Annotated in this window: 13 protein-coding genes; 11 read left to right on the top strand and 2 right to left on the bottom strand. The window is 60.5% G+C overall.

The genetic code is table 11. The features are described 5' to 3' along the window. Position 1 precedes the first annotated feature (1 nt). Both mobA and FKL89_RS07445 read left to right on the top strand, forming a co-directional pair. Entirely contained in the window at positions 2-661 is a 660-nt protein-coding gene (mobA, locus tag FKL89_RS07450) for a molybdenum cofactor guanylyltransferase MobA (RefSeq protein ID WP_156862161.1), read from the top strand. Positions 662-748: 87 nt separating this feature from the next. Next, a complete protein-coding gene (locus FKL89_RS07445; protein ID WP_162527434.1) occupies positions 749-1,303 on the top strand; it encodes a 2'-5' RNA ligase family protein in 555 nt (184 codons plus the stop codon). Between the two features lie 18 nt (positions 1,304-1,321). Here the strand turns inward: FKL89_RS07445 and FKL89_RS07440 are convergent, their stop codons facing one another. After that, entirely contained in the window at positions 1,322-1,624 is a 303-nt protein-coding gene (locus FKL89_RS07440) for an antibiotic biosynthesis monooxygenase family protein (protein WP_156862159.1), read from the bottom strand. A gap of 116 nt (positions 1,625-1,740) precedes the next feature. Here FKL89_RS07440 and FKL89_RS07435 point away from each other — a divergent pair, with 116 nt between their 5' ends. The 8 genes from FKL89_RS07435 to FKL89_RS07400 all read left to right on the top strand — a co-directional run bounded on the left by FKL89_RS07435 (position 1,741) and on the right by FKL89_RS07400 (position 9,082). Beyond that, the gene (locus tag FKL89_RS07435; RefSeq protein WP_156862158.1) at positions 1,741-2,670 is read left to right on the top strand and encodes a diacylglycerol/lipid kinase family protein; all 930 of its coding nucleotides are present in this window, start codon (positions 1,741-1,743) and stop codon (positions 2,668-2,670) included. Positions 2,671-2,753: 83 nt separating this feature from the next. Continuing rightward, on the top strand, positions 2,754-4,058 hold the full coding sequence (gene moeA / locus FKL89_RS07430; RefSeq protein ID WP_156862157.1) for a molybdopterin molybdotransferase MoeA: 1,305 nt from the start codon (positions 2,754-2,756) through the stop codon (positions 4,056-4,058). A 9-nt stretch (positions 4,059-4,067) separates the two neighbouring features. Beyond that, complete coding sequence (locus FKL89_RS07425) at positions 4,068-4,802, top strand: AAA family ATPase (protein WP_156862156.1); 735 nt, start codon at positions 4,068-4,070, stop codon at positions 4,800-4,802. Further along, positions 4,789-5,631 carry a carbon-nitrogen hydrolase family protein gene (locus FKL89_RS07420; RefSeq protein WP_238363529.1) on the top strand — a complete coding sequence of 281 codons (843 nt, stop codon included), beginning with the start codon at positions 4,789-4,791 and terminating at the stop codon, positions 5,629-5,631. Before FKL89_RS07425 ends, FKL89_RS07420 begins: the two co-directional genes overlap by 14 nt. A 185-nt stretch (positions 5,632-5,816) precedes the next feature. Continuing rightward, on the top strand, positions 5,817-7,799 hold the full coding sequence (locus FKL89_RS07415) for an alpha/beta hydrolase family protein (protein WP_156862154.1): 1,983 nt from the start codon (positions 5,817-5,819) through the stop codon (positions 7,797-7,799). A 57-nt stretch (positions 7,800-7,856) separates the two neighbouring features. Continuing rightward, positions 7,857-8,204: a zinc ribbon domain-containing protein YjdM gene (locus FKL89_RS07410; protein ID WP_156862153.1), complete on the top strand. Its 348-nt coding sequence runs from the start codon at positions 7,857-7,859 to the stop codon at positions 8,202-8,204. 261 nt (positions 8,205-8,465) lie between these two features. Further along, complete coding sequence (locus tag FKL89_RS07405; RefSeq protein ID WP_156862152.1) at positions 8,466-8,693, top strand: type II toxin-antitoxin system Phd/YefM family antitoxin; 228 nt, start codon at positions 8,466-8,468, stop codon at positions 8,691-8,693. 2 nt (positions 8,694-8,695) lie between these two features. Continuing rightward, a complete protein-coding gene (locus FKL89_RS07400) occupies positions 8,696-9,082 on the top strand; it encodes a type II toxin-antitoxin system VapC family toxin (RefSeq protein ID WP_156862151.1) in 387 nt (128 codons plus the stop codon). A gap of 33 nt (positions 9,083-9,115) precedes the next feature. Here FKL89_RS07400 and FKL89_RS07395 read toward each other — a convergent pair whose 3' ends face one another. Then, on the bottom strand, positions 9,116-10,825 hold the full coding sequence (locus FKL89_RS07395; RefSeq protein ID WP_156862150.1) for a hypothetical protein: 1,710 nt from the start codon (positions 10,823-10,825) through the stop codon (positions 9,116-9,118). 75 nt (positions 10,826-10,900) lie between these two features. On the opposite strand from FKL89_RS07395, the gene FKL89_RS07390 reads away from it, so the two are divergent. Continuing rightward, complete coding sequence (locus FKL89_RS07390; RefSeq protein WP_156862149.1) at positions 10,901-11,761, top strand: alpha/beta fold hydrolase; 861 nt, start codon at positions 10,901-10,903, stop codon at positions 11,759-11,761. Positions 11,762-11,952 lie beyond the last annotated feature (191 nt).

The following is an 11,952-nucleotide window of genomic DNA, read 5'->3' as shown; positions in this document are numbered from 1 at the left end:
AATGACCAGTGACGACATTGCGCCATCGAATGCAGCGAACGAGGCGGTCAACCCGTCACTCGTCACTCGTCCTTCGTCATCGCGCTTGGCACGCGTTACCGGCCTCGTACTCGCCGGCGGCATGGGCCGCCGCATGGACTCGCGCGACAAGGGCCTGGTGCCATTTCGCGGCAAGCCCATGGTGGCGCACGTCGTCGAACGCCTGGCGCCGCAGGTCGGATCGGTGCTGATCAACGCCAATCGCAATGTCGAGCAATATGCGGCCTTCGGCCATCCAGTCATCAGCGATGAAGTTGGCGGCTTTGCCGGCCCGCTCGCCGGCCTGCATGCCGGCATGCGAGCGTGTACGACGGAGCTGATCGTCACCGCGCCGTGCGATTCACCGTTCCTGCCGCTCGACCTTGTCGCCCGCCTGCATACTGCGATGGAGAGCGAAATCGCCGACCTCGCCGTCGTCCGCACCGGCGGCTTCGCGCAGCCCGTGTTCGCACTCTACAGCGTCGCGCTGCTACCCAGCCTGACTGCCTTTCTGGAGAGCGGCGGCCGCAAGATTGACGCCTGGTACAGCGCTCACCGGGTGGCGGAGGTCGAGTTCGACGACGAGGCTGCCTTCGCCAACATCAACACCATCGACGAGCTGCAATCGCTGGAGCGCGACTGAGCAACACTGGCGCCGTGACGACGGCGCCCAGTTGCCTGTTGCCTGTCGCGCCCTGGTACGCGGCTGCCATTGCGCTATGAATGCCGTGTGGCCCGCAAGAAACTCACCTACATCCTGCGACCGACGCTGCCGCGGCGCGCGATCGTGTGGTTCCCGCAATTTGTCAACCAGAAGTCGATCGATCGCTTCCGCGGCCTGCACGACCCGCAAGCGCAGGCACTGCCGCCGCATCTGACGCTGGTATTTCCGTTTCACTCACGATTGACGCTGGACCAGATTGCGGCGCATGCGCAGAAGGTGCTGCGCGCCTGGCCTTGCTTTCCGGTGGTGATGCACGGATTCTGGTCCGCGCAAAACGAGTTCATCGGCATCGGCACCCAGGTGGGCACCGACGCGCTCGTTGAAATGCATGACCGCCTGTATCGTGGGCCGCTGGAGGAGTTCCTGCGTCCCGAGTTCGACTACACGCCGCACATCACCCTGGCGCAGGCAACGGAGACCGACCGCTATGAGGCGCTGTGCACTGCCGCTGCAGTGGTCACGCGCGAATCGTTCCGCGATGTGCTGCGCACCGTCACCATCATCCGCGACAACGGCGACAATGACTGGGTACGCGAACGCGACCTGCACCTGATGTGGTGAGGCCCCGGCGCTACACCATCACGCTGACTTGCTAACCAGCTCAAAGTGCTCCACCACCGGCGGCTGCGCGAAGAACGGTCCGACGATGGCACGCCACTCGGGGAACAGCGGCCCCTGACGAAAGTCCACGGTGTGCGCTTCCAGCGTTTCCCAGTAGATGAACAGCAGATAGCGCTCGGGCGATTCGACGCCCCGATTCACCTTGTAACCGCAAAAACCGCCAGCGCGCGCGATCACGGTCTCCACACCACGCTTGATCGCAGCATCGAATTCGGCCTGTTTGCCCGCTGCAATGCGAATGTCGGCCACTTCAAGAATCATCTTCCACCTCCGTCGGGGTCAAATACAGGAATGCCCGCCATGTTACGGAAACCTGCCACCGGTTTGTCGAGGGTGCTCCGAAACCCGTGCCCGCATTGCCTATACTCTGGCCCGCCATGAGTTCCGCCCTTGTCATGCTCAATCCCTTCGCCGGCGGTGGCCGTGCCGCGAAGCTGGAAGAAGCCATCCGTACCCGCATCCGCACCGATCATCCGGGGGCGCGATTCGTGGTCGCAGGCACCATCCCGGAAGCACACGCGCTCATTGAGGACACACCGCCCGACGCCCGCATTGTGCTGATTGGCGGCGATGGCACCATCAACCGCATGCTGCCGCCGCTGGTGCGCACCACGCGCGAACTCGGTATCGTCCCGCTCGGCAGCGGCAATGACGTCGCCCGTGCACTGAACCTGTTCACCCTCGCGTGGCCCGAGGCGCTGGCGCATGCGCTCACAGCACCGGCCACCACGATTGACGCCGGTGTCGTGACCTTCGGCGAACGCGAAGTGCCCTTCCTCGCCTGCTGCACCTGCGGTTTCGATTCGGCTGTTGCGCTGCGCGCGCTCAACGGCCCGCGCTGGCTGCGTGGGCTGCCGCGCTACCTGCTGGCAACGCTGAAGGAGCTGCTGTTCCTGCGCCACTGGAACCTCACCGTGCACTGCGAGGGCAAGCCACTGCGAGCCGGTACCGCCCTGTTCGCATCGGCATTGAACACACCGAGCTTTGGCAGCGGCATCCCGGCGGTGCCTCATGCCCGCATCGACGATGGCAAGCTCGATCTGCTGGTCGCGGGCCGCTTCAGTCGCGCCAGTGCAATGGTGATGCTGCCTCGATTGCTAATGGGAAAGCACCTGAGCGACGCCCGGCTGCACACCAACGCCTTTACTGGCATCGAAATTCACGGCAGCCCGGACGTACCCATCGCGGTCGATGGTGAATACCTGGGCGAAACGCCACATTTGATGATCGACGTCCTGCCTGCCTCGCTGCGGGTAGTCGCGAGATCGCTGCCCACCACGACCAACGGAACCGCTACAACCGCGTAGCCGGCTGCCCGCGCCCCACGCCACGCCCCTGCAGCTGTTCGCGGCATAAACTTCCTGCTTTCGCCATTCCACCGCTTCACATCATGGCCGCCACCATCCGCGAACTCTCCTGCGCCGACGACTACGATCCCAATTCGATGCCGGTCGACAAGGCAAGGGCGTTCATCAGCAAATTCCTCGCGCCAATCGGGGTGACCGAGCGGCTGCACATCCGCGCGGCATTGGGCCGCGTCGCGGCACACGACGTGATTTCGCCCATCGATGTGCCAGGCCACGACAACTCGGCGATGGACGGCTGGGCGTATCGTCATGCGGACATCGTGTCGACGAGCGCTAACGCGGCGTCCGTTCGTGGTGAGCCCGTCGAACCACAACATACGACCATGAAACGCGTCGGCACCAGCTATGCCGGCAAGCCCTACCTTGGCCCGGTCGGCAAGGGCGAATGCGTGCGCATTTTCACCGGTGCCGTGATGCCTGCCGATTGCGACACCGTGGCGATGCAGGAACGTGTCACCGTGGACGATGCCGGCGTGCACCTGCCGAACGATTTGAAGGCAGGGCAAAACCGCCGCTTTCGCGGCGAGGACCTGAAGACTGGCGCAGTCGCGCTGCCGAAAGGCACCCTGATCGGCCCGGCGGCCGTGGGCCTGCTGGCGAGCCTCGGCGTGGCGGAGGTCGACGTCTACCGCAAGCTGCGCGTGGCCTTCTTCTCCACCGGCGACGAGCTCAAGACCATCGGCACGCCGCTTGGCCCCGGCGAGATTTACGACAGCAACCGTTACACCATCTACGGTCTGCTGCAGCGCGCCGGGTGTCAGCCGATTGACCTCGGCAATTTCGTCGACGACCCCGAGGCGATCCGCAGCGCGTTTGCTGCCGCCTCGACGCAGGCCGATGTGATTATCACCAGCGGCGGCGTCAGCGTCGGCGAAGCGGACTTCATCAAGCAGATGCTCAACGAGATGGGCGAGGTGCTGTTCTGGAAGATTGCCATGAAGCCGGGTCGGCCAATGGCGGTGGGCAAGGTCGGCGATGCCTATTTCTTCGGCCTGCCGGGCAATCCGGTCGCCGTCACCGTCACCTTCTACCAGTTCGTCCGTGCCGCTATCGCCACGCTGCAGGGCCGCACCGACTACGCGCTGCCACCCACAGCCAAAGCGACCTTGACCAACAAAGTCAAAAAGTTGCCGGGACGCACCGAGTTCCAGCGCGGCGTGCTCACGATGGGCAACAGTGGCTACGAAGTCCGCACCACTGGCGATCAGGGCTCGGGGATCCTCTCCTCCATGGTGCAGGCCAACTGCTTCGTGGTGCTCAGCACCGAGACCGGCAACGTGGAGCCGGGAAGCATGGTGGATGTGCAGATGTTTGAAGGCGTGATGTAGCGCGCTGCGATGATCTCGACCCAGTTCGTTTCAAGCATCGCGCTGAAGACCGAACTCATCGAATCATTCGACAGCTATCCACTGTCGCTGCCGGTCATCCGCAATCTGGACTACATCGAGCTGCATCCGAAAGTAACGTTCTTTGTGGGTGAGAACGGCTCGGGCAAATCGACATTGCTTGAGGCGCTGGCGATTTCGTTGGGCTTCAACGCAGAAGGCGGCAGCCGCAATTTCAACTTCGCGACGCGTGCTTCGCATTCGGGGCTACACCAGTTCTTGCGTGTATCGAAGGGCATCAAGCGCCCGCAAACAGGCTACTTTTTGCGTGCGGAAAGCTTTTTCAACGTAGCGACGGAAGTTGAAGCGTTGAACGTTGGTGCGGCCTATGGCGAACGCTCCCTGCACGAACAATCGCACGGCGAATCCTTCATGGCACTGCTCAACAACCGCTTCGGTGAGCAGGGTTTGTACATCCTTGACGAGCCGGAGGCAGCGCTGTCGCCCCACCGTCAACTGGCTGCCCTATCGCGCATTCACGATCTGGTGCTTGAACGCTCGCAGTTCATCATCGCGACCCACTCGCCGATTCTCATGGCCTACCCCGACGCGTGGATCTACGTGTGTACGCCGGAGGGGTTACAACGTGTGAACCACGAGGACACTGAGCATTTCCGCGTCACCAGGGACTTTGTGCTCGACCCGCAGGCCACCCTCAAGACGCTGCTTGCCCGTGTCAAGCCTTGAGCACATCGCGACATCGGCAGACTCCGACTTGAGAGCGCATGCGGACAGCATCGCATCAGCAAACAGCGACCTGCTTCGCATGGCCATCGTTCAGCGGGTGATGCACTGGGGTATTCACGAAAATGTCGGCTCGGCGGTGAGTGCGCTTGCGCACGCCGCTCAACATGGTGCCCACTTGTGCGTCTTTCCGGAACTCAGCATCACGGGCTACCACCGGAAAATTGGGGAGCTGTGTGTGCCATCATCCATTGCTGGCGCGTTGTTGGAGCTGCAGAACGCATGCCGGCAATACCAAATCGCCGCCGTTGTCGGTGCACCTGTGATCAACGACGGACAGACTTTCAATAGCAGCGTCTTTGTAGACCGCGATGGCATCATTCTTGGTGAAGTGTCCAAGAATGGCTTGACAACGGCGGAAGCTACGCTCTTCGCGGCAGGCAGCTCCCGTCCCGCGTATTCGCTTTGTGGCCATCGTTGTTCTGCCGTTCTGTGCCGCGAGGTCGAGGACATTCACCTCGTGACCAATCAGTTGGCAAACAGCGGGGTCGGCCTGATTTTCTGGCCCGGCACCATGCGCCCGGATCCGCAAAGTGCAACCTGCCAGGAGCCCTACATCGACTGTGCCCGCCGTCTGGCAGTCCATCTCAACGCTTACGTCGTACAAGCGAACTGGCCCAATTCGCTGAACTACCCTGCTGAAGGCGCCGAACAAGGCCGGAGCATCGTGATTGCACCGACAGGGCAGACGCTTCTGCGACTGCCGAAGGCGGAGTCGGGCATCGGCATCTTCCCGCTTTGCTCAAGTCAGTACGACTGGTATCCCGACTAAATGGCAGCGTGTAGGGTGGGCAACTCCTTGCCCAAGCGTCTGGAGCGGTGCAAGACCGGCGCGTGGTGAAGGTGCCCAACCCACGACAAAGACTCGTTCCGCAAACCTCGCAATTCATCACAACACCCCGCAGTACAACGCGTCAGCGGTTACGCTTGCGTCTCCACGCATGACACGGACCCGCGATGAAAGCGAAACATCTCACCGTCGACCACCTCTGGCAGTGCGAGCGCATCGGCACGCCGAGCATCTCGCCGGATGGCAGTTGGGTAGTCGTTGACCAGACGACCTACTCGATGGAAACGAACGAGAGTGCCACCCAGCTCTGGCTTTACTCCACGGATGGCAAGACGCGCAAGCAGCTCACTAGTGCCGGCAAGAAGAACACCGCCCCGCAATGGTCGCCCGACGGGAAGCTGATCGCCTTCTGCGCCAAACGCGGCGAAGGCAAGAGCGCCGATGAGGAACCGCAGCTCTACGTCATCGCGCCTGACGGCGGTGAAGCACGCCGCGTGACCTCGCTCTCCACCGGCGTAGGCAGCATCAAGTGGTTCCCCGACAGCAAGCGCGTCGCAGCGATCAGCTGGGTGTGGCCGGAACTCAAGACCGATGCGCAGCAGGCCAAGCGCAAGAAAGAGCAGAAAGAATCCAAGGTACAGGCCAAGGTCATTGAGACCGACAACTATCGCTACTGGGACAGCTGGGTCTGCGACGGCACCCGCCCGCATTTGTTTGAGATCAACGTCGCCAGCGGTGCGGCAAAAGACCTGTTCGCTGGCAAGCCGTGGACGCTCGGGCTTGGCGATCCCGGTCCAGCCGAGTACGCGATTTCGCCGGACGGCAAGGAGATCGTCTGGTCGCAGCCGGAGGATCCGACACGGCTGATCTCGCGCAACACGTTGATCCATCTCAGCCTCAAGTCGCGCAAGAGCAAGGTGACCGATCTCGGCGACATGTGGCTCGTCGCACCCGCCTACTCGCACGATGGCACCCGTGTCGCCGTGCTCGCGACGCCCACGTCCGCCCCCAGCCAGCACACGCGGCTGATGCTGGTAGACCTCAAGTCCGGCAAGGCCGAGCGTCTCGCTGCCAAGTGGCCGCGCTCGGTCGGCACCTACGGCAGCGCCAACCCGGCATGGCGTGCCGACGATCAAGCGATCCTGTTCTGCGCCGAGGATGCCGGCGTGCAGCACCTTTGGTCGCTGCCGTTGTCTGCAGAAGCACCCACCGCCATCGCCCACGGCGGCCATGTGATGGCGTTTGCGCAGTCGGCAGACGGCGCAACCACCGTGTTCACCAAGGCATCCATCGATCACCCGGCGCGGCTCTACACACTTGGCACGGACGAAACCAAACAACACCGCCTCGACCGCACCAATGCGTTCCTCGACAAAGTCCCGCTCGGCAAGTGGCAAAGCCGCACCTTCAATGGCTGGAATGACGAGCCGGTGCAGGCCTTCGTCTGCTACCCGCCGAACTACGACAAGAAGAAAAAGTACCCGCTGCTGCACAGCATCCACGGCGGCCCGCACGCCGCGCACATGGACACCTGGCACTACCGCTGGAACGTGCACGCGTTCGCCGCGCAGGGCTACGTCGTCGCGGCCGTGAACTATCACGGCTCGTCCGGCTTTGACGAGCGCTTCCTCGGCATCATCGACGGCGACCTTGGTCACCGCGAGCTGACCGACACCGAGGCGGTGACCGATGCGCTGATCAGGGAAGGCGTCGTCGACAAAAAGCGCCTCTACGCTGCCGGCGGCAGCTACGGCGGCTACATGGTCGCGTGGATGAACGGCCACACCGATCGCTACAAGGCCTATGTGTGCCACGCCGGCGTTTACAACTGGGTCAGCCAGTTCGGCGACGATGGCTACCTGTGGCTCAACCAGGAGCTGGGCTGCTGGCCGTGGGAAGACCTCGAAAAATACCAGTCGCAATCGCCTCACACGTTCTCTAAAAACTTCAAGACACCGACACTGGTCATCCACGGCGAGCTCGACTACCGTGTGCCCTACTACGAAGGCCTCGAGTACTACAACACACTGCGCGCCAAGGGCATCGCGTCACGTCTCGTCGTCTACCCCGACGAAAACCACTGGATCCTCAAGCCGCAGAACTCGAAGCTTTGGTACACCGAATTCTTCAACTGGCTGAAGCGGTTCTAGTCGTGGTTTTGTCTGGAAATCAAACCAGTCTCCAACGTTACTCACCGAAAACAAAAAATGAATGAACTACCCAAGTGCCCGTCGTGTGACTCTGGCTTGACATACCAGGATGGAGCGCTGTTCATCTGCCCGGAGTGCGGGCACGAGTGGGCGGCCGGCGAAACCACCGTCGACAACGACGCGCCGGCGGTCCACAAGGATGCGGTGGGTAACGTACTCGCCGACGGCGATTCAGTCACCATCACCAAAGACCTGAAAGTGAAAGGTGCCAGCTCGGCGCTCAAGGCAGGGACAAAAGTTCGCAATATTCGGCTTGTCGAAGGTGATCACAACATCGACTGCAAGATTGACGGATTCGGCCCGATGAAACTGAAATCCGAGTTCGTGCGAAAGGCTCACGGATAAAGGCTTCACGGGCCGTGACGCGGTGAGCAAGTGCACCAAGGGGAAACTCACACGCGCTCAGAAAGATAGATGGCGACCCAAGGGTTTTCATCGAGTGATCAATGCTTTCCGCTTTCGCGAACTCGCGATTGCAGACGCACACACTCGCGACCGCGAAACTGCCGCCACGGCATCAGGCCCCATTCGAACGCTTGCCTAGGCCACAAATTGACTAAGTCTATGGACTAAGTCATAATACGAGCATTCTGCTAGGAGAGCAAAATGCTCGTCAACGTCCACGACGCCAAAACCCAGTTCTCCAAACTACTGGAGCAAGCTCATGCCGGGCAGGAAATCATTCTTGCGAAGGCCGGCAAGCCTTACGCGCGCATGATGCCGCTGGCGCCCGAGACCGCGAAGCGCCAGCGTGGTCGCGTCAAGGGCATCGACGATTCCGCGTTCTTTGACCCGCTGCCCGAGGAAGAACTCGCTGCGTGGGAAGGGCGCTAGCCGTGCGTCTGCTGCTCGACACCCATGCCCTCCTGTGGTGGTGGAAGGACGATCCGCGCCTGTCCAAGCGCGCGGCAGCAGCCATCGCCGACGAAGGCAACACCGTATTGGTCAGCGCAGCAAGCGCCTGGGAAATCGCCACCAAACACCGCATTGGCAAACTGCCCGGCGTCGAGACAGCAATACGCGACTTCAACGAACTCATTACCGCCGATGGCTTCAGTCATCTCGCGGTCGCACACAGTCACGCGATCAAGGCAGGTGGGTTCGATGTGGAGCACCGCGATCCATTTGATCGGATGCTGGCGGCACAAGCCATCATTGAAGGCGCAGCGCTGGTGACTGATGATGCGGCGATGAAATTGTTTCGGGTGAACTTGCTTTGGTGACATCGCCCCCGCGACGGCAACGAGCTGCTCGGCCTACTCGGCTGGCGAGTGCCTTGCAGGCAGAAGTATTGTTTGCCAGTTGATAAACATGGCGCCATGGAATGATTTCTCGAATTCTCGGAGCTTTAGGCAACTCGGAAGGTTCTCTACTGCCTGGGAGATGAAAGTCTCTGCGCCTAACCAATCACCCGTAATTCGATGACGTTCGGCAATCCCAAGAAGTGAGGCCGCTTCCAGCGTCGCCGGCGCCCGCAGACCGCTTCTGTGCTTGCGACGATGAAAGTATTCCTCGATCACTGCCTCATGAGTTTCAAGCGGCCAGTGTGGCGTCCTGTTCATCAGTAGATGCACAAAGACAGACTCCGCTGAAGGCGCATCTAGTTCTTCCGCAAATCTGTGGAAGGTACCGGCGCCTTCGACGAGTCGATCTTCGGAACGAACGAAGGAGTTGAAACAGTAGAGCAGCGCGAGGAAGGGCACGCGCTGCTCACGTTTCATATTTGGCAAAGAAGGCTCAACAACGCTAAGCACCTTGCGCAGATCAGTAACTACTGCGTCGCCTCTTCCTAACAAGTGAGAAGTTATTTGCTCTAAAAGTCCCTCGAACCGCAATCTCCCATCGTCGAGGCGCATCCCGGTCGTTGTACCAATCCAATACTGAGGCGCAAGACTTGCCAGCACTACACCAGCTCGTTCGAGGCTGTAGTCGTACGGCTCCATATTTAACTTCGGTTGTCGCTTGACGAACTCACCAATCACGTGGCGCACCAGGCGCGAAAGCCCTTGCAAAGTCAACGTCTGGACGCGATCCTCCAAAACCGTCTCGCAAAATTCATTCGGTGCTATCAGAGACCAAGGAAGCTGAGACAGCGTATGCACGTAGGCCGAGCGAAGCTTGTATGCCTGTTCAATTGCATCTGATAGATCATTACGGCCAACGGGTTGTGATTCCGCAGAAGCCTCCTCCCTAAAGAACTCAGGCGTTAGGTGCGATAGCGTGAAATCATGAAACCGCTTCTTTAGTTTCGTATGCTCTGTGCTCAAAATCGCGGATCGTACTCTTTGGGCGACGTCTTCAGGCGCTCCAACCAACGCTTTGTCTATTGCTAGTCTTTTCTGATCATCAACATCACCCCATGCGCCTTCGTGACCGTCAAATTTCTGAGCTAGTGATTCGATTGAAGCAACGAGAAGTGTGTAGGCAAGCTCGACATCGTCCGCAATACGATGCATTGCAACAACATATGTGCGCATTGCCCGCATCGCACCGAGAAAGCTTTTCCGCTCTAACGCGAGAAACTGATCAGTGAATTCGCGCAGTTTCTGTAGGTCTGCCGGAGAGCACAAAACTTTCTCATCGAAAAATCTTTGGACTAATGTGCGCGGTGTGTATCGACCCGCGGCATCGGGCTTTCCGTTGCACAGCCTCTCAGTTGTAGCGAAGTCCACAGTGCACACGACATTCAAAGCGAAGGAAACGAGGACCGCAAAATCCTTGGCGTATGGTTCGATGCGGTGTGACAACAAAAAGCCCGGTCCATCGAGTCGTGCTTCAATCTGCTCAGTCAACTCGTAGACTAGCGCTGGATTGTTCAAGCTTGAGCCGCCGGCGAGTAACGTGCCAGCAGCCGTTTCTATTTTCGCCGTACCAACGAGTCGAAGATTCGAGTAGAGAACGCCTCTAAGTTCGTTGATGTATTCAGGCTTCCCAACAAATAATTTTCCAGTGTTGATTTGAAGCATTGGCGCTGTTTCTTGTGGTCGCTACGGTAACCGCCAATTCTGACCGATCAACTGTATGCGGGCTCAGATATATAAATGAAAATCCACGTCAACGGAATCAACCTCTACTTCGACGCGGACGGCGCCTCCCTCCGCCCTGATGGCGGCACCATGCGCGAAGTCCCCACCGTCATCCTGCTCCACGGCGGCCCGGGCGCAGACCATTCAATCTACAAACCCGACTTCTCGGCGCTGACCGATGTGGCGCAGGTTATCTACCTCGACCACCGCGGCAACGGACGCAGTGACGACGGCCCACCGGAGCTGTGGACACTTGCGCAGTGGGCGGACGACTTGGTTGCGTTCTGCGATGCACTGGGGATTGTGAAGCCCATCGTCTATGGCGCGTCGTTCGGCGGCATGGTGGCGATGGCTTACGCGACTCGCCATCCTGCGCATGCGGGCAAGCTGGTGCTGGTGAGCACGTCGGCGCAGGCGACGTCGCACACCGACGCGAAGATTGCGATGTTCACGCGCCTGGGTGGCGCGGCAGCGGGCGAGCTGGCGCGACGACGCTTTGTCGAAGGTGACACCAGCCCGGAGCTATTGAAAGCCTGGATCGATGTGGCTTTTCCGCTCTACACGCAAACACCACCGGATCCGGATTTGTGGCATCGTATCGTGATGAAGCAGCCGGTGCGCGAACGCTTCTTTGGCCCTGGTGGCGAGGGGTGCACGTTGGACATGCTGCATGAGCTGTCGCGCATTCAGTGCCCAACGCTGGTGATAGGCGGTGCGCTTGACCCGATGCTGCCGGTTGAGTGCCAGCGCGACATCGCCGCCGCGATTCCGGCGCATCTGGTTCGCTACGAAGAGTTCGCGAACTGCGGTCACGGTGTCGTTCCCGATGCGCCGGATGACGCAATGGCGCTGCTGCGCGAATTCATCGCTGGCTAGCAGATTGTCGGGCGCTACCGACTTGTCGCTGGCCGGCACTATGCTGCAACCGGGTGCCGCTCGACCGTCGCGGTAAGTAGTGCAACAATGCGGCGCACAGGCCGTCTGCTTTGAGGCGACGGCAGACGTAACGCACCGGCAAGAGCGATAGCGTGCCTGCATGCGATGCAGCTTCGGCAATCGGGCCGGCG

Source organism: Casimicrobium huifangae, assembly GCF_009746125.1.
GTDB classification, from domain to species: domain Bacteria; phylum Pseudomonadota; class Gammaproteobacteria; order Burkholderiales; family Casimicrobiaceae; genus Casimicrobium; species Casimicrobium huifangae.
The sequence above is the reverse complement of the archived record's forward strand: the minus strand, read 5'-3'. Positions and strand labels throughout refer to the sequence as shown.